This window comes from Bradyrhizobium sp. Kon69 (assembly GCF_055807515.1).
In genome coordinates this window covers 197906-223708 of record NZ_JBVVOS010000011.1, presented here as the reverse complement: position 1 = coordinate 223708, position 25803 = coordinate 197906, and the positions used below count along the sequence as shown (strand labels likewise).

Genomic DNA, 25803 nt, shown 5'->3' with positions numbered 1-25803 from the left:
CTGTTGTCTCGCATCTGAATTCTCCCCGTACAGGATGAATTCGATCAGCGAATTAGTGAACATGCACAGCAATGACGATGCTGATGCGGCGGCGCGCCAAAGCTTTGGTCTCACGCGCCGCCTCCGCAACGCCTTCGCACAACCGTCATAGTCTCTAACGCCCACTAACCAACGCCCGACTTTAAACTGTCATAATCACCGAACGGAACTCGCACGCGCGCGCTCTTTACACGCCGTTAAGCGCGGCTGCATTGGATGCGGCGGGAATGTGCGTTGGGGACTGCCATGAGTGCCGCGAAGAAGATGTCGGGAAAACCGGCCGCCGAAATGTTTGACGACATCCCGGTGCTTCAGCGCAAATGGCGTGCCGCGTTGAAGCCGGGCGAACGGCTGCCGCGCTACGAGGACGTGATGCTCGGCAGCCTGGGACGGCTCGCCGACCACATCGCGCTGCTCAAGGGCGACGGCGCGCTCGAACTGTCGCGCAGCGGACGCTACGTGCAGAAATGGCTGGGCGAAGAGCGTTGGGACATCCCGGTCGCCGCGCTCTCGCCCGATTGCGCCACCGCGCTGTCGGAAGCCGCGGCGAGCGCGCTTGCCAACGGGCGGCCGCACCTGGCCAGCGCCCATTGCGTGCGCGACGGCATGGTCAGGACATACGATGTGCTGGCGCTGCCGACCGCCTCGCGGTGGGGCGCGACGCTGGTCGGCGCCTACATCAACGAACGCGGCGCGCAGTACAATCTGCTGGACGCGATCTTCGCGTCGACCGACGACGCGGTGCTCTCGCTGGCGACGCTGCGCGACGCGGGTGGCAAGCCATTCGATCTCCAGATCGTGCACCACAACAAGAGTGCGGCGCTGCTGCTGAAGGCCGAAGGCGCGAGCCTGCTCTGGCGCCGGATCGGCGAGGGCGACACGCCGCTGGCCTCGCTTGAAGTCATGGATTTCCTGCTCAAGGCCGTCTCCGGCGGTCGCGGCGAGCAGCTCGAGATCGAGAGCGACGGACGCCATCTCCGGCTGAGCGCCACCGCGTTTGCCGACGTGGTCTCGCTGACGATCTCGGATGTCACTGTGTTGAAGCGGCGCGACGCCTCTTTCCGCCTGCTGTTCGACAACAACCCGATGCCGATGTGGGTGTTCGACGCCGCGAGCAAGCAGTTTCTCAGCGTCAACGACGCCGCGGTCCAGCATTACGGCTACAGCCGCGCCGCCTTCCTGCGCATGAAGTTGCACGAGATCTGGCCGCAGGACGAGTGGGACAGCCATGCCGAGGCGCTCGAACGCATCGGCGACGCCTATCACTCCTCGCGCAACTGGCGGCATCTGCGCGCCGACGGCAGCGAGATCGAGGTGTTGACCTTCGGCCGCCGCGTCGCCTTCGACGATCGCGACGGCTATCTGGTCGCGGTGGTTGACATCACCGAACGGCGCAAGGCCGAGGCGCGGATCGCCCACATGGCGCACCATGACGGGCTCACCGATCTGCCGAACCGCGCATATTTCCAGGAGCGCTTGAAGCAGGCGCTCGACCAGGCCAGCGGAAAGCGGGTCGGGGTGCTCTACCTCGATCTCGACCTGTTCAAGAACGTCAACGATTCCTTCGGCCATCCGGTGGGCGACCGCCTGTTGAAGGAGGTTGCCGCCCGTCTGAGCACCGCGGTCCGCAGCGCCAATCTCGCGGCCCGGCTCGGCGGTGACGAATTCGCGGTGATCCTGGCAGCCGACGTCTCGCCCAACGAGGCCAGCGCCTGCGCGGGCTTGCTGATCGACATGCTGAAGGCGCCCTATGAGATCGACGGGCAGGGGATGGTGATCGGCGCCAGCATCGGCATCGCGCTGTCGCCGGGCGATGGCGTGACGTCGGAAGAGTTGATGCGCAACGCCGACATGGCGCTGTACCGGGCGAAATCGGACGGCGGCGGCGTGCATCATTTCTTCGAGCGCGAGATGGATCTGCAGGCGCAGAAGCGCCGTGACATGGAGCTCGATCTGCGCCGCGCGTTTGCCAATGGTGAGTTCGAGCTGCACTACCAGCCGCTGGTCTCGATCGCCTCCGACCGCATCTCCGGCTTCGAGTCCCTGCTGCGCTGGCGTCACCCCGACAAGGGCATGATCTCGCCGGCGGAGTTCATTCCGGTCGCCGAGGACATCGGCCTGATCAGCCAGCTCGGTGAGTGGGTGCTGCGCGTGGCTTGCTCCGAGGCGGTGAAATGGCCCGTCGACGTCAAGGTCGCGGTCAATCTGTCGCCGGCGCAGTTCCGCAGCCGCAATCTGGTTCAGGTCGTGATCTCGGCGCTGGCGCAGTCCGGCCTGTCGCCGAAGCGGCTTGAGCTCGAGATCACCGAGTCGATCTTCCTGGCCGAGACCGACGCCAATCTCGCCATCCTGCATCAGTTGCGCGAGCTCGGCGTCAGCATCTCCATGGATGATTTCGGCACCGGCTATTCCAGCCTCAGCTATCTCCGCAGCTTCCCCTTCGACAAGATCAAGATCGACCGCTCCTTCGTCAAGGATCTGGCAGGGCGGCCCGATTGCGTCGCGATAGTTCGCGCGATCTCGGGGCTTGGCCGCAGCCTCAACATCACCACGACCGCGGAAGGCGTCGAGACCGAGGATCAGCTCGCGAGGTTGCGCGCCGAAGGCTGCAACGAAGTGCAGGGCTTCTTGTTCAGCGCGGCGCGGCCGGCCGCCGAGATCGCAAAGCTGCTCGCCGATTTCGGCCAGCGTGCTTCACGGGCGGCGTAACTCGGGCGGATAACAATCATAGACCAGCGCTTTGAAGGCGGGCGTGATGCGGCTGCGCTCGTTCTGGGTCTGCTGCATCAGCAGGTAGACCATGTCGAGCTTGGGATCGACGCCGAAATAGGTGCCGCTGCCACTGTCCCATTTCAACTCGCCGAGCGAGCCCGGCGGCGGCGGTCTGGCGTTGCCGGGATCGGTCCGCACCGCGAGGCCATACCCGTACCCGAAGCCGTCACCCGGAAAATAGAAGTAATCGCGTCCGACGCCCGAGCCCGGCCCGACGTGATCGGTCGTCATGGCCTTGAACACGGCGGGGCTCAGATAGCGCTTGCCGTCGAACTCGCCGCCATTGAGCAGCATCTGCGCGAAGCGCTGATAGTCGGTGATGGTCGAGAGCAGTCCTCCGCCGCCGGACTGCCATTCGGGATGGTCCAGGCGGTCGCGCTCGGCGGCGAGCAGGATGTTGTCGTTCGGCAGCGGCCGTGCCATCCGCGCGAGCTCGTCCTCGGTCCCCAGCGCGAACTTGGTGCTGCTCATGTCGAGCGGATCGAAGATGCGCTGCTTGAGGAATGCGTACAGCGTCTGGCCCGAGATGATCTCGATGACGCTGCCGAGCACGTCGGTGGAATGACCGTAGCGCCACAGCGTTCCAGGTTGCCGCGCCAGCGGCAGCCTCGCGATGCGTTGGGCGAATTCCCTGTTGTTGAACTGACCTTCGAAGATATTGGCGGCCTTGTAGGCCTGCTCGACCCATTTGCCGCCGATATAGTCGTAGCTGATGCCCGAAGTGTGCCGCAGCAGATCCTCGATGTTGACGGGACGGACCGGGGCCACGAGATCCAGATGCAACGTGCCGTCGGGATTGGTGACCTCGAGGCCCACCTTGGTGTCGGCGAAGAGAGGAATGTACTTCGACACGGGATCGGCGAGCGCAAGCTTGCCCTCGTCGATCAGCATCATCACGCCAAGGCAGGTGATCGGCTTGGTCATCGAGTGGATGGCGAAGATCGTGTCGGGCGTCATCGCGAGGCCCGTCCTGGTGTCGCGCACGCCAAAAGTCTTCAGATAGACCGGCTTGCCGTGCTGCTGGACCAGCACCACGGCGCCCGGCAGCCGGCCGCTCGTTACCTCGTTGTCAAAGTACGCGGTGATGCGGTCGAGCCCCTCGGACGACGGAGCGGGGGTATCGGCGGCGCGGCTTCGCGCCATCGTGCCGGCCAGCAGCGCGGCTCCGACCAGAAATTCACGACGCTTCATCCGGGCTTCCTCCCTTGTCGGGATCAAAGCCGCAAGACGTCGAAGGCGTCAACACGCCTTCGATTAAAATCGCGTCACGATTTCAGAAAGGACCGGTCGCGGACGGTCCTCGCTCGGCCTGGTCGGCTTGCCGATATGGACGAAGCCGGCGAGTTTCTCGTCCGGCTTGAGGCCGAGGCCGTCCAGCACGTCGCGATCGAACGAGAACCAGCCGGTCAGCCAGCAGGCGCCGTAGCCGAGCGCGGTCGCGGCCGTGACGATGTTCATGACGCTGGCGCCGGCCGACAATTCCTGCTCGAAGGCCGGCACCTTCGGATGCGGCTTGGTGAAGCTGACGATGCCGATCACCAGCGGCGCATCCGTGAGGCGTTTGCGCTCGGTCTCGACATCGGCCGCCGCCGCGCCGGGATTCTTCCGGGCAAACACCTTCGCGATCACCTCGCCGGCGCGCTGACGCGCATCGCCCTCGAAGATGATGAAGCGCCAGGGCGCGAGCTTGCCATGATCGGGCACCCGCGCGCCGATGGTGAGGATAGTCTCGAGCTCGGCGGGGGAGGGGCCGGGTCCGGACATCTCGCGCGGCTTGACCGAGCGGCGGGTCTTCAGGAGTTCGATGGCGTCTGGCACTGCGGTTTCCTCTTCGGCTGGTCGTCGGGCGTGCAATCCCCACATAGGAATGCACGCCCGCAACCGAAAGCGAGTTTAGACCGATTTCAGATGTCAGACGGCGCCGCGCGCCCGCTTCACATCCGGCGGGGTCGCTTCGTCGACGAGGGCCGCGATCGCCTCCGCCGTCGTCGTCACTTGCTGACCGTCGCTGCCGAGCCGGCGGATCGAGACCGACTGCGTCTCGGCCTCTTTCTTGCCGACCACGAGCAGTGCCGGAATCTTGGCCAGCGAATGCTCGCGGACCTTGTAGTTGATTTTTTCGTTGCGCAGGTCGATCTCGGCCCGAAGTCCCGCACGCCGGACCTGCTCCAGCACCTGCTTGGCATACTCGTCGGCTTCCGACGTGATGGTGGTGACCACCACCTGCACCGGCGACAGCCAGAGCGGGAAGTTGCCGGCATAGTGCTCGATCAGGATGCCGATGAAGCGTTCCATCGAACCGCAGATCGCGCGGTGCACCATGACCGGCGGCTTCTTGCCGCTGTCGTGGTCGATGTAGAACGCACCGAACCGTTCCGGCAGGTTGAAGTCGACCTGCGTGGTGCCGCACTGCCAGTCGCGGCCGATGGCGTCGCGCAGCACATATTCGAACTTCGGCCCGTAGAAGGCGCCTTCGCCCGGATTGATCTCGGTCTTGATGTGATTGTTCTGCGACTGGATCTCGCGCAGTACCGTCGCCATCACGCGCTCGGCGTGATCCCACATCGCGTCGGTGCCGACGCGTTTTTCCGGCCGGGTCGACAGCTTCACGGTGAGATCGCCGGTGAAGCCGAAATCGGCGTAGGTCGACAGGATCAGCTCGTTGATCTTCAGGCACTCGTCGGCGAGCTGATCCTCCATGCAGAAGATGTGCGCGTCATCCTGGGTGAAACCGCGCACGCGCATCAATCCATGCATCGCGCCTGATGGTTCGTAGCGGTGCACCACGCCGAACTCGGCGAGGCGCAGCGGCAGGTCGCGGTAGCTCTTCAGGCCATGCTTGAAGATCTGCACGTGGCCCGGGCAGTTCATCGGCTTGAGCGCGAACCAGCGCTTGTCCTCGGCCTCCTCGCCGGCCGACTGCGCCGCGAACATGTTCTCGCGGTACCAGCCCCAATGGCCGGAGGTTTCCCACAGCGACTTGTCGAGGATCTGCGGGGCGTTGACCTCGCTATAGTCGCCGGCCAGGCGCCGCCGCATATAGGCGATCAGCTGCTGGAAGATGGTCCAGCCCTTGGCGTGCCAGAACACGACGCCCGGGCCTTCCTCCTGGAAATGGAAGAGGTCGAGCTCGCGCCCGAGCTTGCGATGGTCGCGCTTTTCCGCTTCCTCGATCTGCTTCAGATAAGCGTCGAGGTCCTCCTGCTTGGCGAACGCCGTGCCGTAGATGCGGGTCAGCATCGGGTTGTTGCTGTCGCCGCGCCAATAGGCGCCGGCCACCTTCATCAGCTTGAAGGCGTTGCCGACCTTGCCGGTCGAAGTCATGTGCGGGCCACGGCAGAGATCGAACCAGTCGCCCTGGTAGTAGATCTTGATCGGCTCGTTGCCGGGAATGGCGTCGACCAGCTCGACCTTGAACGCTTCGCCCTTGTCGCGGAACACCTGTTTGGTCTTTTCGCGATCCCAAACCTCTTTCGTGAAAGGTTTGTCGCGCGCGATGAGCTCGCGCATCTTTTTCTCGATCGCGGCAAAGTCTTCCGGCGTGAATGGCTCGTTGCGGAAGAAATCGTAATAGAAGCCGTTCTCGATCACGGGGCCGATGGTGACCTGGGTGCCCGGCCACAGCGTCTGCACGGCTTCGGCAAGCACGTGGGCGCAGTCATGGCGGATCAGCTCGAGCGCGCGCGGATCGTCGCGGTTGATCAGCTCGATCCTGGCATCGGCTTCGATGGGATCGTCGAGGTCGGAGACCACGCCGTCGAGCGCCATCGCGACCGTGCGCTTGGCCAGCGACGGCGAAATGCCCTTGGCAAGTTCGAGGCCGGTGATGCTCTTGGCGTATTCGCGCCGGGCGCCGTCGGGGAAAGTGAGGGTGATTTTTTCCGGTGGGGTCACGGGTCTCAAATTGCTGAGGCTGTACTGGAAGCCGGATTCGGATTTGGGCTGTTCGGACTTGGATTGGTCCTTGGACTGGTCCTTGGACGGGTCCTTGGGCTGGTCGGTCATGGCGTGTCTCCTGGGGCTCACTCCTGCGAACGAGCGCAGGTAAGCGGGAACGAGCGATATATCAGGCGATTCGGCCTGCGCAATCCGGCATTTCCAAGAAACCGGCGCGCAAAAGCGGGGGCGCTGCACGAACTATTCCGGGCAATGCCCTTTAACTGGTCGCAAGGCGGATCTACATGCGTTTGCATGGAAAACGCACGCGCCGGCCGTTTCGCGCCCACCGCCCTGATGCTCGGCAATCTTCTCACCGGCTGCTCGGTCTTGGCGCCGGCCGGCATGCTGCCGGAATTGGCGACGGGGCTCGACGTCAGCATCCATGCGGCCGCGCTCCTGATCACCTTCGGCGCCATCATCCTGTGCATCGGCTCGCCGCCGACGGCCTGGCTCACCAGCCGGATCGAGCGCCGGACGCTGCTCACCACGACGCTCGCGGTGCTCGCTTTTGGCAATCTCGCCTCTGCCGTTGCGCCCGATTATGCAAGCCTCCTCGTCATCCGCCTGGTGATGCTCGCGGTCGGCGCGCTCTACACGCCGCAGGCCGCCGGTACGGCGGCGTTGATCGTATCGGAGGAGCGTCGCGGCAGCACGATTGCCTACATCTTTCTCGGCTGGTCGCTCGCTGCCGCCGTCGGCCTGCCGCTGATCACCTTCATCGCCAGCCGCTATGGCTGGCGCGCGGCCTATGGCGGGATCGGCGCGCTCGGCTGCGTAAGCTTGCTGCTGTTGCTGATGCGGCTGCCCGCGGGTTTGAAGGGGTCGCCGGTGGATTTGAAGACCTGGAGCGCGGTCGGTCGCAACAGAACGATCCTGCTACTGCTTGCGATCACGATGTTGCAGATGTCCGGGCAGTTCGTGGTGTTCACCTTCATGGGGCCGCTGCTCAACAAGCTGACCGGCGCAGCGCCCGATGCGATCGGCATGGTGTTCGCTCTCTATGGCGTTTGCGGCTTCCTCGGCGTTGTCATCGCGACCCGCATCGTCGACACATCAGGGCCTTATCGCACCTCGCTGCTGTTCACCTGCCTGCTGCTTGCGGGGATCACCGGCTGGGCGCTCGGCGCCGGCACGCTCGCGTTGATGGCGGGTGCGGTCGCGATCTGGGGCCTCGGCTTTGCCTCGACCAATTCGATGCAGCAGGTGCGGCTGGTCTCGGCGGCACCGTCGTTGGCATCGGCGACCGTCGCACTCAACACCTCCGTCCTCTATATCGGCCAGGCGGTCGGCTCGGCCGTCGGCGGACTGCTGTTCGCCCGCGAACTCCTGCATACGCTCGGCTTCGTCGCGGTCGGTTTCGTCGTGCTGGCGCTGATCCTGGTGGTCCTGACCCGGCCCCGGCCGTCAACTGCCGCCCCGGCGTGAGCGGAAGCGTGTCCGTGTGCGCAAGGTGCTTGGCAAACCGCGCGCCGGGAGGCTAGAAGGCCGGTCATGGGGACCAAAGAGGGTTGACTGAAATGAGGATGATTCTGGCGGTTGCCGCGGTGCTCTATTCAGCTTCCGCTTTCGCGCAAGCCGACAAGCCACCAATGATCGGGGACAAGCCGTTGGTGCAGGTCAAGCCCAAGGGCACCAAGGCAGGGACCAAGGAGGCTGCGGCCAAGCCGGCTGCGGCGCCGAAGGGCAAGCCGCAATCCATCGCAGCGCGGCTCCAGGCCTGCCTCGATCTCGACGACGGCACCAAGGACCGGCTCAATTGCTACGACGCCGTGATCGCGCCGACGCCGAAGCCGAAGCCGGCGAAGGCCAAGGGCTACGCCGATTGCCGTTTCTTCAAGGAGGAGGACGAACGGCTGGCCTGCTTCAACGGCTTTGCCGAGAGCATTCCGAAGCTGCCAAAAACCTGAGGGCAAGACCTGAGGCCGATGGCCAAGGTCCAGCAGCCGGGCGGTTAGTCGCTGATCCGGCTCAGCACGGCCCTGAAGGCAACGCCCGGCAGTTGCAGTGCGGTGCCTTCGAATTCCGCACTGTCGCCATCCTCCCGGCCAGCGAGCGTCAGCGTGATCCGGTCAAGACCGAACAACGCCTTGAAGCAAGGGTCGTCATTGTGGCGCTCGGTCGAGATCTTGACTCTGATGCTGTCGCCTTCGCCCGTGCAGGTGCCGATGAACGCGAAAGCGGAGTTGCCGCCGCGCATCTTGCCCTCGGTCACATAGACGACGCCGCAACCGGTGCCGTGAACCGTGTGGAAGTCGACCTTGTAGAGTCCCTGACGCACTGCATGTCCCCGCAGAATCCCAAATACAACTTGGTCGGCAAAGTATGATTGTTGCCAGTGGAAGCAATCCGGTCGGCACCGGGACCGTCGGCCATCAACATCACATTTTGATCAAGGCTCGAGAGAATTGCGGGCCGTGCAGCTAAATGCCGACAGGCGCAATATCGGAAGCTTACCGGCTCGATGCGGATGGATTGGTGGAGGCCACGCGCGTGAGCGCGAGTGATGGCGTCGCCGACATCTTCACCAGGACGTCCTTGAGCGGGTGCCGCGTCCAGGCGCGGGTCACATAGTCACGATGGGTGATGCCGTCCCCGGTTTCGACGAACACCACGCTGCCCGGACGTAAGGGGCCGTCCATGTCTTCGGAGACGGTGATACCTTTCTGCCGCAGCGTGCTCATCAGCTCGCGGTCGCGCCGCGCGGTGTAGTGGGTATAGGAGCTGACGAAGAAGCCGGAGCGGTGGCTCTCGATCCATGAGGCGAACTTGTCCATCTCGCCATAGACGGCGTCGAGCAGCACGACGCCGCGGACGCGGTCGCTGATCCCGCCGACCTCGAGGCTCCAGGCCGTCGGCAGGAAGCCGCCGCTGTAGCCGACGATCACGATCGGCATATTGGCGAAGGCGCGGGCGCTGTTGGGATCGCCGGTGAGGCGAGCGAGATGGTTCGCCGACTCGTCGATGAAGCGCTTGAGGCCGCCGGCCTGCCAGAATTTTCCTGCGCTGGAATCGGCGGCATCGACCGCCATCTGCGGTGCGAGCAGGATGGCATTGGCGCCGGAATCGGTGATCTGTTGCGGCACCAGCTGGCGGTCGCGCACATCGCGCTCGAGTGTCGCGCCATTGCCGTGGAAGAACACCACGATCACGCCCGGCTTCCGCACGTCGAAATGCTCGGGCACGTGCATCAAGACGCGGTTATCGCTGTAGGTCTCGTCCTGCCAGAAGACGCGCCCGGAATAGCTGCGGTGGCCGCGGCGGTCGCCCTTGGAGATGTTGAGGAACGGCGCGTCGGAGGCGGGGTTGTTGCCGAAATAAGGGAAAGCTGACGACTTCATGCTGACGAGCGTCGTCAGGTCCTCGCGCGGCGGACGCTGGTAGGGGGCCTGCGGTGCGAGCGAAGCGACCTTGTAGGGCGCCTGCTCCGGCTGCTGCGGCACGGCGCGCTTCGGTGAGAAGTCCGACATCTGCCGTTGCAGAAAACCCTCGCTCGCGGATGGGAAGCGCTCCCTGAACTGGGGGGCCGGGAAGCGATCCTCGAACGAGTCGCTGCTTGCGACTTGCTGGTTTGTCTTCGCAACGACCTGCACGTTGGCTGGGACGTTGCCTTGGACGTTGGCTTGCGAGTTCGCCGCGAGCGCTGCCGGATTGGGTGCCTTGCCGCATTGAACCAGGGTCAGCGACAACGGCACCAAGACTGAGATCAGAGCGATCCGAAGCGCACGACCGCGCGCGCCGGACGTGGTCCGGTCGGCGCGGATGTCAGCTCTCGGTTTCGGAACGGCCCCGACCATTCACCCATGACCCCAAGTCATGACCACAAGTCCATCGGCAATCATTAAGGCAATTGAGCCGATGGGCGTTTAGGCGACGTTAAGTGTCCGGAGAAACTTCCCCACATCCGGAACGCTCAAAAGGACCACGCAATCGTGTCGTGATTGTGGGGGAGGGAGGCGGGATGTCCCGGTGTTTACGAAGCTTTATTGCCCGGATCGTGGATTAATGGTGCTAGAGTACCGAAGCGGCCCCGCCTCATTTAACCCTTGTTAACCCTGCTTGAATTGACTGGACCGAGCTGCACGATGCTTCCCACGAGGCGTGACGCCTGAGGTTGAGGACGGCGATGACGGCATCAGACGCGGGTACTGCACCCTGGACCGGCCGGCTGACCGGAAGCGGGTCGGGGGTCTCCGTTCTGGTCGCAACCGCCATCGTCGTGGCCGACATGATCGGGGTCGGCGTCTTCACCAGCCTCGGCTTCCAGGTCAAGGACATTCCCTCGGGCTTCTCGATCCTCTTGCTTTGGACGGTCGGCGGGATCGTCGCGCTGTGCGGGGTGTTCTCCTATAGCGAACTCGGCGCGATGTTTCCGCGCTCGAGCGGCGAATACAATTTTCTCGGCCGTGCCTATCATCCCGCCTTCGGCTTTCTCGCCGGCTGGGTGTCGGCGACGGTTGGCTTTGCAGCACCCGTCGCGCTCGCCGCGATGGCGTTCGGCGAATACGCCAAATCGGTCGTCCCCGGTGTGCCGCCGATCCCGCTTGCCATCGCTGTGGTGTGGCTGGTCTCGCTCGTGCAATTGACCGGCGTCAGGCACTCCTCGACCTTCCAGTTGATCTCGACCATCCTGAAGGTCGTGCTGATCGTTGCCTTCCTGGTTGCCGGCTTCATCGTCGGCGTGCCGCAGCCGATTGCCTTCACGCCGCAGGCGGGCGATCTCGCGCACATCGTCAGCGCGCCTTTCGCGATCGGGCTCGTGTTCGTGATGTATTCGTTCTCGGGCTGGAATGCAGCAACCTACATCATCGGCGAGATGAACATGCCGCAGCGGGACCTGCCGCGCGCGCTGCTCGCGGGCACGCTGATCGTGCTCGTGCTGTACGTCGCGCTGAATGCGGTGTTTCTCCATTCGACCCCGGTCGGCGCGCTCGCGGGTCAGCTCGACGTCGCCAGCGTCGCCGGCAGCGCGATCTTCGGCAAGCTCGGGGGCCGGATCGTCGGCGCGATGATCTGCTTCGGCCTGATCTCCTCGATCAGCGCGATGATGTGGATCGGCCCGCGCGTGATGATGACGATGGGGGAGGATATTCCGGCGCTGCGCGTGTTCTCGCGGAGATCGGTGCGCGGCGCGCCGGCCTATGCCATCCTGTTTCAGCTCGCCGTCGCCAATCTGCTGCTCTTCACGCGCAGCTTCGAGGCCGTGCTGGACTTCATCCAGTTCGCGCTCTTGTTCTGCTCGTTCTTCACGGTCGCCGGCGTCATCAAGCTGCGCATCACCGATCCCGATTTGCCGCGGCCCTATCGTGCCTGGGGATACCCGTTCACGCCGCTCGTTTTCCTGCTCGTGACCGCGTTCATGATGTACTATTTGTTGACCGAGCGGCCCGTGCAATCGCTGTCGGGGATGCTCGTCATGCTCTCGGGCCTGTTGATTTATGCTGTTTTCCGCAGGCGGCCGGTCGCCGCTGGCACTACATCACATCGCGAATAGACATGTTTCGACCCATGAGAATTGCGGCCGTCGCTCTCGCCTTGCTGGCTGCGGCCGTCTCGTCCGCACGTGCTGCCGAGGCAACTTTCGACGACACCGCGCGCTTCCTCGCGGGCATGCAGCCTTCGGCGGATTCGCCGCTGGTGCCGCTTACAAAGGACCCGGCTTGGCAGCGGCACGCGAAATTCTTCGACGGCGCCTTCGCCCAGCTCGAGCAGCGCCAGCTCTCGAAGATCCGCAACTGGGCCGACCTCAATCTGGCGGCGCCCAGGCCGACCATGTTTTATTTGTTCAGCGGTCCCGACTTCCTCTATGCCAACGCCTTCTATCCCAAGGCCAGCACTTACGTGCTCGGCGCGCTGGAGCCGGTCGGTGCGGTGGCTGACCTGACGCGATTGCCGCGCGGCTCGGTCGGCGCCGCGCTCTACAATGTCGAGCGCTCGCTCGGCTCGATCCTGAGCTTTTCCTTCTTCATCACCAAGCAAATGAAGGTCGACCTGCACACCAACCAGGTCAACGGCACCTTGCCGATCCTCTACGTCTTCCTCGTCCGCTCCGGCAAGACCATCCGCAATGTCGAGATGGTCGCACTCGACGACAAGGGCGGCGTGCATGTCGGCAACGACAATCCCGGACCGAACGCGACGCGGGGCGCCCGCATCACCTTTGCAGGCCCTGACGGCGAGGCGCGCACGCTGTATTATTTCTCGACCGATCTCTCCAATTCAGGTGCACGCGCAGCCGGCTTCCTGAAGTTCTGCGAGACGCTCGGCCCCGGCAACAGCCTGATCAAGAGTGCGTCCTATCTGCTGCACTCCGGCAACTTCACCGTCGCGCGCGATTGGTTGCTCGCCAACAGCGCGACCATCGTCCAGGACGATTCCGGCATTCCGCTTTCGAGCTACAATTCGCGGCAATGGCGGTTCTTCCCGTTCGGCCGCTATCTCGGACCGATCGGCGAATTCCCCGGCCGCTACCAGGAACGCTACGCCGCATTATTCACGCGCGCCCAGCCGATCGACTTCGGCGTCGGTTACCGCTGGCGGATGCACGAGTCGAACTTGCTGCTGTCGGTGAAGGTACCGGGAAGCGAGACGGCGCCGGGCGCGGAGACCACCTCGTCCGCCGAGCCGCCGCCGAAACCGCCGCGTCCGAAACGGCCACGTCCGCCCGAGCCAGTCCCGCCGCCACCCGGACGCTTTTTCTGGTCCCGTTAAGCCTGGTGCTCGGCCCGGGTTACGCCGCCGGGCTCTGGGCGACGACGACCAGGACCTCCGCCTTCTGCCGGCCGAGGCTCCTGACCTCGTGCGGTGTCTCGCCTGAAAAATACAGGCAATCGCCCTTGCCGAGGATGAGTTCTTCGCCGTCGAGCTTGATCGCGATCTTGCCGTTGATAACGAACAGCAACTCCTCGCCCGCATGCGAGGCGCGCGTCGCCGATTTGTGCGGCGGGCTGAGGAGGAAAGGCTCCATCATCTTGCGGGTGCGGCCGGTGGCCAATGGCACCACGCCAAAGGTGTCCTGAAACAGCGGCACGTTGCCGCCTTCACGGCGGAACAGCGTGTAGCGCGGCGCGGGCTCGGCGTTAGGGTCGAAGAAAGTCGCGACATTGACCTCGAGCGCGGCTGCCATCCGTAGCAGGGCGGCGAGCGAAGGGATCTTCAGGTCGCGTTCGACCAGCGAGATATAGCCGCGCGTGAGATCACTCTGCCTGGCAAGCTGGTCCAGTGTCAGGCCCTTGGCGATCCGCGCCTGGCGAATATTGGCCCCGACGGCTGCCGCTTTGCTGACATCAAGCACGCATGAGTCTCCCGAACTGCTGATGTCTCTTTTGCAACAGATGCCGCTCGACTGCCAGTCCGGCGGGGCGCGCGATGTCCCTTCCGTGTACGCGCCGGGTGTATTCCAAAGGAAAACATATGCGCAGAAATTTAGAGCAAGGGCGCAGATATTGTAAGCAGAGACTCTGGTATATCGCCTAAATCCGCTCATTTTCAGTGCATTTAGCGTGTTTTGCCGCTCCGGACGGCATTTGCCGCGTTCCGCGCCGTTGATTTCCAACAGTAAACATAATCGATTTTTACCGTCCGGGCTGCCGATGGGCTCCTCGGACAGAACCAACTGCTTTCCCTGGCGCCGGTACTTTTTGGAGACATCGATGACCGTAGCAGACGACGTAACCCTGAACGTAGCGCCGGACGAGGCGGCGAGCTTGCGGCGGATCGTGTGGTCGAGCGTGATCGGCACCGCGGTCGAATGGTACGACTTCCTCATCTACGGCACGGCGACAGCGCTGGTCTTCAACAAGGTCTTCTTCGCTGCCGGCAACCCCGCGCTCGCCACCATCGCGGCCTTCGGCACTTATGCGGTCGGCTTTCTGGCGCGACCGCTTGGCGCCGCGATCTTCGGTCACTATGGCGACCGGGTGGGCCGCAAGGCGATGCTCGCGATCACGATCATGGTGATGGGCATCGGCACCTTCCTGATCGGCCTGCTTCCGACCTATCAGCAGATCGGGATCGCCGCGCCGCTGCTTTTGATTGGCCTGCGATTCCTCCAGGGCATTGGCCTCGGCGGCGAATGGGGTGGTGCGGTGCTGATGGTGGTGGAGAATTGCCCGACGCACCGCCGCGGCCTGCTCGGCAGCATGGTGCAGGTCGGCAATCCCATCGGCAATCTCGCCGCGATCGGCATGTTTGCGCTAGTGGCGAGCCTGCCGGAAAGTGAGTTCATGTCCTATGGCTGGCGCATTCCGTTCCTGATCTCGATCTTGCTGGTCGGCGTCGGTCTCTACATCCGCCTCAACATGGAAGAGACCGTGGCCTTCCGTCAGGTCCAGGCCAAAAAAGAGGTCGCTAGTCTGCCGCTGGTCGAGATCTTCAGGCATCACCGCCGGCCTTTCTTTACCGCGGTCGGGCTGAAGATCTCGGAGATCGCCTATGCCAGCATCGGCGGCGTGTTCGTGATGTCCTACGCCACGGCAAACCTTGGCTTGTCTCGTACGGTGGTGTTGAACGGCGCCTTCGCGGCATCGCTGGTCGCGCTGCTCGCGATTCCGCTGTTCGGCTGGCTGTCCGATATCGTCGGCCGCAAAAAGATGTTCTATGCAAGCTGTCTGTTTTCGGCGCTGTTTGCCTTTCCGCTGTTCTGGCTGCTCAACACCCGCGATCCCGCCATCGTCATCTGCACCATCGTGGTCGCGATTACTTTCGGGCAGATGGTGATGTTCGGCATCGGCGCGCCCTGGTACTCCGAGCTGTTTTCCGCGCGGCTGCGCTATAGCGGCGCCTCGCTCGGGTTTCAGGTCGGGGCTGCCATCAGTGGCGGATTGACGCCGCTGATTGCGGCGGCTCTGATGGCCTGGAGCGGCGGCGCCACCTGGCCGGTGTCGCTGCTGCTGATTGGCTGCGCCGCCATCACGGCGACCGCGACCACGTTCGCGCCGGAAACGGCGAACAAGGAACTGACCTGATCCCGCGGCGCGCCGCTGCTGGCGGCGCGCCATCGGTTCTCACAAGGATTTTGTCATGCTCGATGAAACAGACGCCGGCTCGGCCGATAGTACAGCACGCCTCGGCTGGACTGGCTTGGTCCGCTTCCTCCATCTTGCCCCGCGCGCGTTCCTGCCAATGCGGGCGATGGCGCAACTCGTTCTCGTCGCCGGCAAAGGGATAGAAGGCGACCGCTACATGATCGGACGCGAGGAAGGATTTTATTCGCACAAGCCCGAAGAGGGCCGGCAGGTCACCCTGTTCGAGCTCGAAACCTTGATCGCGCTCAAGCGCGACGCGGGAATCGAACTCGGTCCCGAGGAGCATCGCCGCAACGTGACGGTCGAGGGCGTGCCGTTGAACCACCTGGTCGGCCGCCGCTTCTGGTTAGGTGAGACCTTGCTGGAAGCAACCCGATTATCGATTCCATGCCGGCATATCGAGGAGATCACCGGCAAGGCGATCTTCGATCCGCTCATCAACCGCTCAGGCCTCAACTGCAGGATATTGCAAGGCGGCATCGTCAGGGTTGGCGACACCGTGCGGAACGCGCCATGAGTGCGCGGCCCATAACGACGATCAAGACAGTTGTCGTCGGCATCGAAGGGGCTGGTACGGGGATCAAAGTGTTCACGCTGGCCGATCCCGACCGTTGGGACCTGCCGCCGTTCAAGCCTGGCGCCCACATCGACCTGCATCTGCCGAACGGTCTCGCGCGAACCTATTCGCTGTGCAATGAGCCCGCCGACAACACGCGTTACGTCATCGCGGTCAAATGCGAGGCCGATGGGCGCGGCGGTTCGCGCGCGCTTCACGACCAGGTTGGCATAGGGGACATCATCGGCGTGTCACTGCCGCGCGGCGGGCTGGAGCCGGGCGTGGACATTGCGCATCATGTGTTCGTCGCCGGTGGCATCGGCGTGACGCCGTTCCTGTCGATGGCCCGTCACCTCCTGCAGATTGGCAATGCAGACTTTGTGCTGCACCTCATCGTGCGCGAGGAGGTGCCGCTTGCCGCACACCTCGCGCCGCTGATCGATGCGGGGCGTGTCGTCGTGCACCGCACCTCCTCGGCCGGGCGTCCGGATCTGGCGTCGCTGGTCGGAGAGGTCGGGGTGCAGACGATGGTCGCCTGTTGCGGGCCGGAAGGCATGACCGACGAGTTCGAGCGCCTGACCGCACCCTGGCCCGCAGCCAACGTTCACATCGAGCGTTTCGTCGCGCCGCCAGTGATTGACCCCGACGCAAAGCCTTTTGTGCTGTCGCTGGCACGTACGGGGACGGAAATCCAGGTTCGCGCCGGCCAGACCATGCTGGCGGCCTTGCAGGAAGGAGGCATCGATATATCGACGTCCTGCTGCGGCGGCATCTGCGGCGCCTGCAAGGTCGGCTGGATCGAGGGCAAGCCCGTGCACCGCGATCGCGTCCTGTCGCCGTATGAGCGAGAACGCTTTCTCATGGTCTGCGTCGCCGGATCGGACGCCGACCGGCTGGTGCTGGACCTCTAAGTCCAGCCTACCAGTGCACGCTCTGGCTCGGCACGATGAACGCCGTCGTACTGGGCGGCGTGGCAGTGCTCGTTGCCAGATACCAGCCGGAGCCGACCGCGAGCGTCAGGAGGACGATGATGGCGAGCATGTCGAGGGTTCTGGGATCGTGGCCTCGCGAACCACCCCGCGAATCCGGTCCAGACCTGAAGTGAAAATGAGGGCTGATTTTCCAGCGCATTGTTGTTTCCTCCCGCGGGAGCATCACATCAACGCGAGGGGAGAATTTCGGTTCCACTCAAGGTAGCGACGCGTCGTGCTCAGGATGCGTTGACACCGCGCCAGCGGGCGTATCGCCAGGGCAGATACCAGCGCGAAGCTTGCGGCGCGGTGAGGGGCACGTTGTCAATGCCCGAGGTGCCGAAAGGGTTGCAACGGAGCAGGCGCGCCAGCGTCATCCAGCCGCCGGCCCACAGCCCGAATCTTTCAATCGCCTCGTCGCCATAGGCGGAGCAGGTCGGCAGGTGCCGGCAATTGTAGCCAACCAGCGGCGAGAGCGTGTGGCGATAGATCCAGATCAGCGCGCGGCCGAATCTGCGCGGAAGCCGGCGCGCGCCCGCGACGGGATTGGAACAGTGCTCGCAAGTTGATTGCTTCATGGGCGCTTTGCTGAGATCGTGGGCGAGGTTCTGCGCGGTTCCGGCGCAGGGAACTCTAAGCTGTTGTTTGTACGTCATATTTTGCGTGCTTTTTGGGAGCAGTGCAGCAAGTGCCTATGGACGAGCTGTATTCCCCCGGATACCATTTTTGTGACGTTCATGTGAGACTCATTGGAACGTCAGAACGGGGCTTGGCTGAGTCGGCTCGCCGTAAGGCTTGGGCTAAAGCTTGGGACTTGGGGAAGGGACCAGTTTGAAACTTCTGAAGGCGCTCAAACTTCGCGGCTGGTTGCTGGTGGGAACCGCTGCTTGTGGAGTCGTGCTGGCTGGCGCCGTCGCGACGCTCGGGTCGTCGGCTCGGGCCGGTGTTGCCCTCGAAGAGCGCAAGCTGCCGATGAAGTTCGGCTGGGTCGCCTGCGAACCGAATTGCCGCGGTTGGGTCAGCGCGGTCGGCATCATCACCGCCGATACGCCCAAAGACTTCGAAGAGTTTTCCCGCGGGCGCCAGCTCGGCGGCGCCACCGTAGTGCTGGATTCCAGCGGTGGTTCCGTCAACGACGCGATCACGCTCGGCCGGCGCTTCCGCAATCTCGGACTTTTGACCACGGTCGGCATCAGCCTTCAGAACCGCGGCGGACAGTCGGTCCGTCCGGCGGTCGCTCCTGAGGCCTATTGCGAATCCATGTGCGTGTTCCTGTTGCTGGCCGGCAAGAAGCGCTACGTGCCGGAAGCGGCCCATGTGCGGGTCCACCAGATCTGGATGGGCGATCGCGCCGACGATGCCAAGGCGGCGAGCTACAGCGCGCAGGATTTGATGATCGTGGAGCGCGACATTGGCCGGCTCGCCAAATACACGTTCGACATGGGCGGTGCCGGCGACCTGCTATCGCTCGCGCTCAGCGTTCCGCCCTGGGAAGATCTGCATGAGCTCGATGCAGGCGAGCTCAAGCTCACCAATCTCGTGACGACGGATCTCGTGGCCGACGTGCTGCCGCATGTCGACATCTCCGCGCCGGCAATGGCGGAGCTTGCACCGAAGACCCAGGCGAGATTCGGTGCGGAGCCGGAGCAGCCCGCCAAGTCGACCAAGACGGCGGAAGCTCTGGTGCCGACGGGCGGCGTCGCCACGCCGGTTGCGGCGGCGCAGAAGTAGCCTCGAATTTCTGATCTCGTTCCGGGCCTAGCGACGCGCCCGGAATCAGCCTCCGGACTCAGCCTTGCGCCGCAGCCGGCTGCTTCGCCTTCGCCTCGATCTGGCCAATGGCATCGACCACGGCATCGAAGGTCAGGAGCGTCGAGGCGTGGCGCGCCTTGTAGTCGCGGACCGGCTCAAGGAACTTGATCTCTGCCCATTTGCCTTCAGGAGGCGCGCCGTTCTCCTTCAGCATCTTGCGAACAGTTTCGCGTAACTCACGGAGTTCGCTCGCAGTCGATCCGACGATCTGACTTGCCATGATGGATGAAGAAGCCTGTCCCAGCGCGCAAGCCTTCACGTCGTGCGCGAAGTCGGTGACCTTGTCGCCCTCCATCTTGAGGTCGATCTTGACGGTCGAGCCGCACAGCTTGGAGTGGGCGGTGGCGGTGGCATCGGGATCCGACAACCGCCCGAGCCGCGGAATATTCCCGGCCAGTTCGATGATCCGCTTGTTATAAATGTCGTTCAGCATGTGATGGAGTCCAGCAGGATCGGCCTTGGCGTGCGCCGTCCACGGCCCTATATAGGGTTGGAACTGGCGGAAAAACAGTCCAGCGCTGCAGCGATGGTGTGATCCAGAACCGTGCTGCCGGCGTTAATTTGAAGACCTTTTCGCCGAAACTGTTCTCTCAGGCGTCCGGCGGCTCGCCGCCCCGTCTGCCGGTGACACTCCGGCCGCAAGGCCGTCGAACGGAGTAGACATGGACGCTACCATCAAATCCATCCGCCCCAACAAGCCCTCCGACCGGCAGCCCGATGGCCGTCCGGCGGAGCTTGATCCTTCCGAATTCCTCGCCGCTGCCGTACGCGCCGACCAGCCGCGCCCGGCGCGCGCCGAGGCCGAGCAGGCGGTGAAGACACTGCTTGCCTATATCGGCGAGAACACCAACCGCGAGGGCTTGCTCGACACGCCGCGCCGCGTGGTCGAGGCTTTCGACGAACTCTATCAGGGCTACCACCAGTGCCCGGCCGAGGTGCTTGATCGCACCTTCGGCGAGACCGCCGGCTATGATGATTTCGTCCTTGTGCGCGACATCGAGTTCACCTCGCAATGCGAGCATCACATGATGCCGTTCTACGGCAAGGCGCACATCGCCTACACGCCGGTGGAACGCGTGGTCGGCCTCTCGAAGCTTGCGCGCCTCACCGACATCTTCGCCCGCCGGCTCCAGACCCAGGAGCACATGACCGCGCAGATCGCGGCGGCGATCGACGAGATCCTCAAGCCGCGCGGCGTTGCCGTGCTGATCGAGGCCGAGCATACCTGCATGTCGGTGCGCGGCGTCGCCAAACATGGCGCCTCCACCTTCACCAGCCGCTTCACCGGCATGTTCCGCGACAATCCGGCGGAACAGGCTCGTTTTCTGTCCCTGGTGCGAGGCCTGCAGCGCTGACCTCGCGAATAGACCGGCGAGGGCACTGTGTCCGCTCACTCCCATGAAACCGAGGAAGGTCTCGCCTTCCTTCCCAGGTTCGACGCGGCCGGTCTCGTGACGGTCGTCGCGACCGACGTCGCCACCGGCGACGTGCTGATGGTCGCGCACATGAACGACGAGGCGCTGCGCAAGACCATTGCGACCGGCGAGGCCTGGTACTTCAGCCGCTCGCGCAATGCCTTGTGGCGAAAAGGTGAGACCTCAGGTCAGACCCAGCGCGTGGTCGAGATCCGCACCGATTGCGATCAGGATGCAATCTGGCTCCGCGTCGAGCAGATCGGCGCGGCGTGTCACACCGGCCGTCGGTCCTGCTTCTACCGCAAGGTCGAAGCCGAAGACCGCGGCGCCACGCTCGTCTTCGTCGATGCGGACAGACTGTTCGATCCGGACGCGGTGTACAAGAAGTAGTCCTGCCGTCACGCGCAGGGCGGAGCTGGCGATCCGAATTAACCCCGCATTAACCATACCTGTCCCACGGTGAGGCGACAGGGCGCTGAATTGCCGGCGCCACTCAACGCCGTGCGGTGCGGGCACTTCATCATGTCGGTCGACAATTCCAGTGCCTCTCAGACGGCGGTTCTCGATCCGTCGCGGGCACGCGTCGCCGGTGCGATCAAGCAGGCCTCGAACGTCACTGGCGTCAGCTTCCAGTACATGCTGACCACCGCCAAGATGGAATCGGATTTTGATCCCACGGCGGGGGCGACTACGTCATCCGCGCACGGGCTCTACCAGTTCATCGACCAGACCTGGCTCGGCACGGTGAAGGAAGCGGGCACCCAGCTCGGCTATGGCAATTATTCCGACGCCATCACCAGGACGTCGTCAGGCACCTACACCGTCGATGATCCCGCGATGAAGCGGTCGATCATGAAGCTGCGCGACGATCCGGAAGCCGCCTCCAGCATGGCGGCCGCGCTGACGCAGTCGAACAGCTTCAAGCTCACCGGCCTGCTCGGCCGCAGGCCGTCCGACAGCGAACTCTACATGGCGCATTTCATGGGCGTCGGCGGCGCCGCGAAGCTGATCGCCAATGCCGAGGACAATCCGCAAGCGGTCGGCGCGCGGTTGTTTCCCAACGCGGCGTCGGCCAATCGCTCGATCTTCTACGCCAAGGACGGCCGCGCGCGCAGCGTCTCGGAGGTCTATTCCGTGCTGGATGCACGTTACGCCGGCGCGGCGAATGCGAAAACCACTCGCAGCGCGATGGCGATGTATGGCGGCACGCCCTCGACCACGCAGGTAGCGAGCGCCAATGGCGTACAACCTGCCGCGCCGCTGATCGACAATGCCGCGTATCTCCAGTCCTTTCCGAATACACGCGCGGTGACGCCGGTCAGCGCGACAGCGCCAATGACGGTGGCGGACAATGCACCGAGCACGCCGGTGTTTCGCTCGATCTATCAGCCCGGCGACACCACCCAGCCGGTCTCGACGACCGTGCAGAAATTGTGGGGCAACAATGCCTCGCTCACCTCGGTCGCACCCGCGACCACGATCGCACCCGCGACTTCGGCCGCATCGGCGACGCCCGACGTCCGGCCGCCCCAGCCTCTTGATCTCTTCAGCGATCGCAGCGGCACGTTCTCGAGCTAATTCGCGCGCCGGTGTCTCGGACACGTCGCAGCGTGAACGCTGCGCGCAGGGCCCAGTGCGTGAACGGGTCGCCTTTGTTCCCTTAACAAAACGTCAATAAAACCAGCCAGTTATGGTGAACGCTTTGTTAAGCGTCGTGGTTTATTTTGTGTTGCAGGTGACAAGCCGTCACCGCTTCGTCTTCGTTGCGTAAGCCGGAAGCACCATGATTGTTCGGCAGTTCATCAATTGGATCAGGACGGCGCCCGCTGGCGAGCGGGCCGAGGCGACGCGGGCGCTGGCCCGGGCCTGGCTGATCTCAGACCTTTCCCATGACGACCGTATTGCCGCTGAAGGCGCGCTTCTGATGCTGCTCGACGATCCCTCGCCGCTGGTGCGGCAGGCGATGGCCGAGGCGTTTGCGCGCAGCACCGAGGCGCCGGCGTCGATCGTGCGGGCGCTGTCGGCGGACCAGCCCACCGTCGCGTTGCCCGTGCTCGAACATTCTCCGCTGCTGATCGACGCCGATCTCGTCGACATCGTCGCGACCGGCAACGACGAGGTCCAGTGCGCGGTCGCGCGCCGCATTGCGCTGCCGGTATCGGTCTGCGCCGCCATTGCCGAAGTCGGCTGCGCGGCGGCAGCGCTCGAGCTGATCGAAAATTCTCATGCCGAGCTTGCGCCGTTCTCCTGGGATCGCATCGTCGAGCGTCACGGCCATCTCGCCGCGATCCGCGAGGCGATGCTGGTGCTCGAGGATCTGCCGTCCGCCACGCGCGCCGCGCTGGTGGCAAAACTCTCGGAGACGCTGGCCCAATTCGTCGTGGCCCGGAACTGGCTGAGTGCCGACCGCGCCGAGCGGATCGCGACCGAGGCGCGCGACCGCTCCACCATGAACATTGCGGCGCGCTCGCGTGGCGAAGACATGGAAGGTCTTGTTCGGCACCTGCGCATCACCGGCCAGCTCACCGCGGGTCTCATTCTGCGCGCGCTGCTGTCGAGCAATCTCGATCTGTTCGATGCGGCGCTGGCTGAGCTCGCCGAGCTGCCGCTGGCGCGCGTGTCCGCGCTGCTGCACGATCGCGGCGGCAACAGCCTGCACGCGCTGCTCCGCCGCGCCGGACTTCCCGAGGCGACGTTTGCGGCCTTCCAGGTCGCGCTCGATGCCTGCCACGAGCAAGGCTTCGTCGACAGCGACGACAATGCGGTGCGGCTGCGCCGCCGCATGGTCGAGCGTGTGCTCACCCATTGCGAGACCGACCGCGGCGCGACCGAGCCGCTGATGGTCCTGCTGCGCCGCTTCGCCACCGAGTCCGCGCGCGAAGAGGCAAGGCTGTTCTGCGACGAGCTGGTCGCGGAGGAGACAGTTGATCGGGTCTATGACGATCTGATCGCGGCCTGATTCGATATCCGAGACAGGGCAGGTCGAAACCGCAAACTTCGTCATTGCGAGCGCAGCGAAGCAATCCAGAATCCCACCGCGGGGACAGTCTGGATTGCTTCGCTGCGCTCGCAATGATGAGGGAAGAGCTACCCCGCCGGCGCGATGCTTGGCGCCAGGATCACCTCGAGATGCTCGGGGCGATCGCGGTTGGCGTCGGCGAGATAGTCGTCGGCGACCTTGCGCAGGCGCCGGCTGAGCTCGGCGGAGACGCTGATGCTGTCGAGCTTGGTGTTCTCGTGCACGATGGCGAGGATGGCGTTGATGTGGTGCGTGAACAGCTCGGCCGGCACCTTTTCCAGATCGGGCGCGTGCTCGATGACACGGCACAGGCTCTCGGCTACACCCGCCGCCGCCGGATAGCCGAAGGTCGCGGCATCGCCCTTGATGTCGTGCGCGGCGCGAAACAACTCGTCGCGCCTGTCCTTGGTGAAGCCGTCGTGACGGATGGCGACGTAGGCGGCCGACAGCCGGTTGATCTCGGTCGCCATCCAGTCCTTGAACTCGCCGGCGAGGCCCGCGAGCGCCTGTTCAGCGCGGCCGACCGGATCGTCCATGTCCTTGTCTTCGACGCGGCGCAGGACCGACCGCAGCGGGTTGGGCTGCGTGATGATTTGATGCGTGGCGAAGGCCGTGATCTCGATGTCTCTTGCGCTGTTCTTCGCCATGATATCGGCCTCGATCGTGAGAGACGTTGCGCTAGATGGAGGAGCGGGCCTTGTCGAGCAGCGAGGGCTGCTGCAGCACCTCGTGCTTTTCGCCGACGCGGCGCTCGGGACCCATATAGGCGGAGTTGATGTTGCGGCGGCGATCCGGGCCGAAATAGGTCTTGGTCTTGATGAAGGGGCGGGGACTGGCGACCACGTTGAGGATGCGCTGGTAGAGCCCCTTGGCCGAGATCGGCTTGGCCAGGAATTCGGTGACGCCGGCGTCGCGCGCCACCGTGACGCGGCGCTTCTCGGAATGGCCGGTCAGCATGATGATCGGTGCGTAGGGATTGCCCTTGGATTCCGGCTGCCGGATCATCTGCGCCAGTTCGAGCCCGTCGAAGATCGGCATCGCCCAGTCGGTGATGACGATATCGGGTACGTAATGGCTGTACATTTCCAGCGCGGTGGCGCCGTCCTCGGCCTCGTAGACTTCACGCGCGCCAAAGGAATGCAGCAGCGTCCGCAGGATGCGACGCATGTGCGGATTGTCGTCGCAGACGAGGAAACGCAGCTTGTTGAAATCGATGCGGAACATGGAGCCCGGGCCGGAGCGGTCAACTTTCGTTAACCATATCTCGCCGGGGGTTAATGAAGGGTTGCGATCGGCAGTCCGGCGAGGCGGCTCAGGAGCCGAACTGCTCGCGCAGAATACGCTCTTCCAGGCTGTGACCGGGATCGAACAGCATGCGCATCGAGATGGTCCTGTCGGACAACACCTCGACGCGGCGGACGTCGCGCACCTCGTCATGGTCGGCGACCGCCGCCACGGGGCGCTTGTCGCCCTCGAGCACCTCGATCACGACATAAGCCGTGTTCGGCAGCAGCGCGCCGCGCCAGCGTCGCGGGCGGAAGGCGCTGATCGGCGTCAGCGCCAGCAGAGCGGCGTTGATCGGCAGGATCGGTCCCTGGGCGGACAGATTGTAGGCGGTCGAGCCGGCCGGCGTTGCCACCATGATGCCGTCGGCGATCAGCTCGGACATGCGCTCGCGCTCATCGATCAGGATCCGCAGGCGCGCGGCCTGGTAGGTCTGCCGGAACAGGGCGACCTCGTTGATGGCGTGATGCAGGTGGACGCGGTCGTTGGCGTCGGTCGCGCGCATCAGGAGCGGGTGGATCTCGGATTCCTGCGCGGCCTCGAGACGGGCCCGAAGATCGACCGTCGAGTACTCGTTCATCAGGAAGCCGACGGTGCCGCGGTGCATGCCGTAGATCGGCTTGCCCGTATGCATGTGCTGATGCAGCGTCTGGAGCATGAGCCCGTCGCCGCCGAGCGCGACCACGATGTCGGCGTCCTTCGGATCGCAATTGCCGAAGTCTCTGGTGAGCTGGCCAAAGGCGGCTTGCGCCTCGCTGCTCGGGCTGGCGACGAAGGCGATCCGGTCGTATCGCGCTGGCTTGGTCATGGCTTCCGGGCAGGGCCGCTGGCTGGAGAAAGTTCCGCCGGGCTCGTCTAACGATCTCGACCCCGATTGTCGAGGATGACCGCCCTTCACACCAGACCGGCAACTGCCCATTCCGATTTGAGGACGAAACCGGCTTGATTTGTGCCCAACCGGGCTCTTCAGGCT

25 protein-coding genes are annotated in these 25803 nt (G+C 64.3%); 13 read left to right on the top strand and 12 right to left on the bottom strand.

What is annotated here, in order from left to right; genetic code table 11:
• Positions 1–285: 285 nt before the first annotated feature.
• Complete coding sequence (locus AC0L3U_RS17280) at positions 286–2748, top strand: putative bifunctional diguanylate cyclase/phosphodiesterase (RefSeq protein ID WP_473362522.1); 2463 nt, start codon at positions 286–288, stop codon at positions 2746–2748.
• Here AC0L3U_RS17280 and AC0L3U_RS17275 read toward each other — a convergent pair.
• From AC0L3U_RS17275 to thrS, 3 genes are all read right to left on the bottom strand, one after another.
• The gene (locus tag AC0L3U_RS17275) at positions 2734–4002 is read right to left on the bottom strand and encodes a serine hydrolase domain-containing protein (protein WP_473362521.1); all 1269 of its coding nucleotides are present in this window, start codon (positions 4000–4002) and stop codon (positions 2734–2736) included. The genes AC0L3U_RS17280 and AC0L3U_RS17275 overlap by 15 nt on opposite strands.
• Positions 4003–4065: 63 nt before the next feature.
• Positions 4066–4629 (bottom strand): nitroreductase family protein, encoded by a 564-nt coding sequence (locus AC0L3U_RS17270; RefSeq protein ID WP_247400261.1) that lies wholly within the window; start codon positions 4627–4629, stop codon positions 4066–4068.
• 93 nt (positions 4630–4722) lie between these two features.
• Complete coding sequence (gene thrS, locus AC0L3U_RS17265) at positions 4723–6816, bottom strand: threonine--tRNA ligase (RefSeq protein WP_473362520.1); 2094 nt, start codon at positions 6814–6816, stop codon at positions 4723–4725.
• Positions 6817–7002: 186 nt separating this feature from the next.
• Between thrS and AC0L3U_RS17260 the strand changes: the two genes are divergently transcribed.
• The gene (locus AC0L3U_RS17260; protein WP_473362519.1) at positions 7003–8175 is read left to right on the top strand and encodes an MFS transporter; all 1173 of its coding nucleotides are present in this window, start codon (positions 7003–7005) and stop codon (positions 8173–8175) included.
• A gap of 92 nt (positions 8176–8267) precedes the next feature.
• Positions 8268–8657 carry a hypothetical protein gene (locus AC0L3U_RS17255; protein WP_027567818.1) on the top strand — a complete coding sequence of 130 codons (390 nt, stop codon included), beginning with the start codon at positions 8268–8270 and terminating at the stop codon, positions 8655–8657.
• 44 nt (positions 8658–8701) lie between these two features.
• Here the strand turns inward: AC0L3U_RS17255 and AC0L3U_RS17250 are convergent, their stop codons facing one another.
• Together AC0L3U_RS17250 and AC0L3U_RS17245 are read right to left on the bottom strand one after the other, a co-directional pair.
• Complete coding sequence (locus tag AC0L3U_RS17250) at positions 8702–9028, bottom strand: hypothetical protein (RefSeq protein ID WP_473348078.1); 327 nt, start codon at positions 9026–9028, stop codon at positions 8702–8704.
• 172 nt (positions 9029–9200) lie between these two features.
• A complete protein-coding gene (locus AC0L3U_RS17245) occupies positions 9201–10544 on the bottom strand; it encodes an alpha/beta hydrolase (RefSeq protein ID WP_473362518.1) in 1344 nt (447 codons plus the stop codon).
• A 329-nt stretch (positions 10545–10873) separates the two neighbouring features.
• Here AC0L3U_RS17245 and AC0L3U_RS17240 point away from each other — a divergent pair, with 329 nt between their 5' ends.
• Together AC0L3U_RS17240 and AC0L3U_RS17235 are read left to right on the top strand one after the other, a co-directional pair.
• The gene (locus AC0L3U_RS17240; RefSeq protein ID WP_473362517.1) at positions 10874–12241 is read left to right on the top strand and encodes an APC family permease; all 1368 of its coding nucleotides are present in this window, start codon (positions 10874–10876) and stop codon (positions 12239–12241) included.
• Between the two features lie 2 nt (positions 12242–12243).
• Positions 12244–13458, top strand: coding sequence for a hypothetical protein (locus AC0L3U_RS17235; RefSeq protein WP_473362516.1), 1215 nt, complete (start codon positions 12244–12246; stop codon positions 13456–13458).
• Positions 13459–13477: 19 nt separating this feature from the next.
• Here AC0L3U_RS17235 and AC0L3U_RS17230 read toward each other — a convergent pair whose 3' ends face one another.
• Positions 13478–14362 (bottom strand): helix-turn-helix domain-containing protein, encoded by an 885-nt coding sequence (locus AC0L3U_RS17230; RefSeq protein ID WP_473362515.1) that lies wholly within the window; start codon positions 14360–14362, stop codon positions 13478–13480.
• Between the two features lie 37 nt (positions 14363–14399).
• Between AC0L3U_RS17230 and AC0L3U_RS17225 the strand changes: the two genes are divergently transcribed.
• Genes AC0L3U_RS17225 through AC0L3U_RS17215 form a run of 3 tightly spaced genes read left to right on the top strand, consistent with a single transcriptional unit; the run spans position 14400 to position 17240 of the window.
• Complete coding sequence (locus AC0L3U_RS17225) at positions 14400–15713, top strand: MFS transporter (protein WP_473362514.1); 1314 nt, start codon at positions 14400–14402, stop codon at positions 15711–15713.
• Between the two features lie 55 nt (positions 15714–15768).
• Positions 15769–16290, top strand: a complete 522-nt coding sequence (locus tag AC0L3U_RS17220; protein ID WP_473362513.1) for an MOSC domain-containing protein — start codon at positions 15769–15771, stop codon at positions 16288–16290.
• The gene (locus AC0L3U_RS17215) at positions 16287–17240 is read left to right on the top strand and encodes a PDR/VanB family oxidoreductase (RefSeq protein ID WP_473362512.1); all 954 of its coding nucleotides are present in this window, start codon (positions 16287–16289) and stop codon (positions 17238–17240) included. The genes AC0L3U_RS17220 and AC0L3U_RS17215 overlap by 4 nt, the downstream gene beginning before the upstream one ends.
• A 7-nt stretch (positions 17241–17247) precedes the next feature.
• On the opposite strand, the gene AC0L3U_RS17210 is transcribed toward AC0L3U_RS17215, so the two are convergent.
• Together AC0L3U_RS17210 and yidD are read right to left on the bottom strand one after the other, a co-directional pair.
• Positions 17248–17460 carry a hypothetical protein gene (locus AC0L3U_RS17210; RefSeq protein WP_473258716.1) on the bottom strand — a complete coding sequence of 71 codons (213 nt, stop codon included), beginning with the start codon at positions 17458–17460 and terminating at the stop codon, positions 17248–17250.
• Positions 17461–17539: 79 nt separating this feature from the next.
• A complete protein-coding gene (gene yidD / locus AC0L3U_RS17205) occupies positions 17540–17878 on the bottom strand; it encodes a membrane protein insertion efficiency factor YidD (protein ID WP_473362511.1) in 339 nt (112 codons plus the stop codon).
• 253 nt (positions 17879–18131) lie between these two features.
• Here yidD and AC0L3U_RS17200 point away from each other — a divergent pair, with 253 nt between their 5' ends.
• Positions 18132–19031: a COG3904 family protein gene (locus AC0L3U_RS17200; RefSeq protein ID WP_473362510.1), complete on the top strand. Its 900-nt coding sequence runs from the start codon at positions 18132–18134 to the stop codon at positions 19029–19031.
• 58 nt (positions 19032–19089) lie between these two features.
• Here AC0L3U_RS17200 and AC0L3U_RS17195 read toward each other — a convergent pair whose 3' ends face one another.
• Positions 19090–19545: an iron-sulfur cluster assembly scaffold protein gene (locus AC0L3U_RS17195; protein WP_247459305.1), complete on the bottom strand. Its 456-nt coding sequence runs from the start codon at positions 19543–19545 to the stop codon at positions 19090–19092.
• A gap of 229 nt (positions 19546–19774) precedes the next feature.
• Between AC0L3U_RS17195 and folE the strand changes: the two genes are divergently transcribed.
• The 4 genes from folE to AC0L3U_RS17175 all read left to right on the top strand — a co-directional run bounded on the left by folE (position 19775) and on the right by AC0L3U_RS17175 (position 23486).
• Positions 19775–20467 carry a GTP cyclohydrolase I FolE gene (gene folE, locus AC0L3U_RS17190; protein WP_247287114.1) on the top strand — a complete coding sequence of 231 codons (693 nt, stop codon included), beginning with the start codon at positions 19775–19777 and terminating at the stop codon, positions 20465–20467.
• Between the two features lie 27 nt (positions 20468–20494).
• Complete coding sequence (gene hisI / locus AC0L3U_RS17185) at positions 20495–20917, top strand: phosphoribosyl-AMP cyclohydrolase (protein ID WP_473287635.1); 423 nt, start codon at positions 20495–20497, stop codon at positions 20915–20917.
• A 90-nt stretch (positions 20918–21007) separates the two neighbouring features.
• Positions 21008–22105 carry a lytic transglycosylase domain-containing protein gene (locus tag AC0L3U_RS17180; RefSeq protein WP_473362509.1) on the top strand — a complete coding sequence of 366 codons (1098 nt, stop codon included), beginning with the start codon at positions 21008–21010 and terminating at the stop codon, positions 22103–22105.
• 205 nt (positions 22106–22310) lie between these two features.
• Positions 22311–23486, top strand: coding sequence for a DUF2336 domain-containing protein (locus AC0L3U_RS17175; RefSeq protein ID WP_473362508.1), 1176 nt, complete (start codon positions 22311–22313; stop codon positions 23484–23486).
• A 128-nt stretch (positions 23487–23614) separates the two neighbouring features.
• On the opposite strand, the gene AC0L3U_RS17170 is transcribed toward AC0L3U_RS17175, so the two are convergent.
• The 3 genes from AC0L3U_RS17170 to AC0L3U_RS17160 all read right to left on the bottom strand — a co-directional run bounded on the left by AC0L3U_RS17170 (position 23615) and on the right by AC0L3U_RS17160 (position 25638).
• The gene (locus AC0L3U_RS17170) at positions 23615–24193 is read right to left on the bottom strand and encodes an Hpt domain-containing protein (protein WP_027518674.1); all 579 of its coding nucleotides are present in this window, start codon (positions 24191–24193) and stop codon (positions 23615–23617) included.
• A 31-nt stretch (positions 24194–24224) separates the two neighbouring features.
• Entirely contained in the window at positions 24225–24770 is a 546-nt protein-coding gene (locus tag AC0L3U_RS17165; RefSeq protein ID WP_007611745.1) for a response regulator, read from the bottom strand.
• Positions 24771–24858: 88 nt separating this feature from the next.
• Positions 24859–25638: an NAD kinase gene (locus AC0L3U_RS17160; protein WP_007602648.1), complete on the bottom strand. Its 780-nt coding sequence runs from the start codon at positions 25636–25638 to the stop codon at positions 24859–24861.
• Between the last annotated feature and the right edge of the window lie 165 nt (positions 25639–25803).

Coding starts and splice junctions, on each gene's coding strand:
- AC0L3U_RS17255 (WP_027567818.1), top strand. CDS start 8,268: ATGAGGATGATTCTGGCGGTTGCCGCGGTGCTCTATTCAGCTTCCGCT.
- yidD (WP_473362511.1), bottom strand. CDS start 17,878: ATGAAGCAATCAACTTGCGAGCACTGTTCCAATCCCGTCGCGGGCGCG.
- AC0L3U_RS17170 (WP_027518674.1), bottom strand. CDS start 24,193: ATGGCGAAGAACAGCGCAAGAGACATCGAGATCACGGCCTTCGCCACG.
- AC0L3U_RS17280 (WP_473362522.1), top strand. CDS start 286: ATGAGTGCCGCGAAGAAGATGTCGGGAAAACCGGCCGCCGAAATGTTT.
- AC0L3U_RS17160 (WP_007602648.1), bottom strand. CDS start 25,638: ATGACCAAGCCAGCGCGATACGACCGGATCGCCTTCGTCGCCAGCCCG.
- folE (WP_247287114.1), top strand. CDS start 19,775: ATGGACGCTACCATCAAATCCATCCGCCCCAACAAGCCCTCCGACCGG.
- AC0L3U_RS17275 (WP_473362521.1), bottom strand. CDS start 4,002: ATGAAGCGTCGTGAATTTCTGGTCGGAGCCGCGCTGCTGGCCGGCACG.
- AC0L3U_RS17235 (WP_473362516.1), top strand. CDS start 12,244: ATGTTTCGACCCATGAGAATTGCGGCCGTCGCTCTCGCCTTGCTGGCT.
- AC0L3U_RS17215 (WP_473362512.1), top strand. CDS start 16,287: ATGAGTGCGCGGCCCATAACGACGATCAAGACAGTTGTCGTCGGCATC.
- AC0L3U_RS17220 (WP_473362513.1), top strand. CDS start 15,769: ATGCTCGATGAAACAGACGCCGGCTCGGCCGATAGTACAGCACGCCTC.
- AC0L3U_RS17165 (WP_007611745.1), bottom strand. CDS start 24,770: ATGTTCCGCATCGATTTCAACAAGCTGCGTTTCCTCGTCTGCGACGAC.
- AC0L3U_RS17225 (WP_473362514.1), top strand. CDS start 14,400: ATGACCGTAGCAGACGACGTAACCCTGAACGTAGCGCCGGACGAGGCG.
- AC0L3U_RS17245 (WP_473362518.1), bottom strand. CDS start 10,544: ATGGTCGGGGCCGTTCCGAAACCGAGAGCTGACATCCGCGCCGACCGG.
- AC0L3U_RS17240 (WP_473362517.1), top strand. CDS start 10,874: ATGACGGCATCAGACGCGGGTACTGCACCCTGGACCGGCCGGCTGACC.
- AC0L3U_RS17195 (WP_247459305.1), bottom strand. CDS start 19,545: ATGCTGAACGACATTTATAACAAGCGGATCATCGAACTGGCCGGGAAT.
- AC0L3U_RS17210 (WP_473258716.1), bottom strand. CDS start 17,460: ATGCGCTGGAAAATCAGCCCTCATTTTCACTTCAGGTCTGGACCGGAT.
- thrS (WP_473362520.1), bottom strand. CDS start 6,816: ATGACCGACCAGCCCAAGGACCCGTCCAAGGACCAGTCCAAGGACCAA.
- AC0L3U_RS17260 (WP_473362519.1), top strand. CDS start 7,003: ATGGAAAACGCACGCGCCGGCCGTTTCGCGCCCACCGCCCTGATGCTC.
- AC0L3U_RS17175 (WP_473362508.1), top strand. CDS start 22,311: ATGATTGTTCGGCAGTTCATCAATTGGATCAGGACGGCGCCCGCTGGC.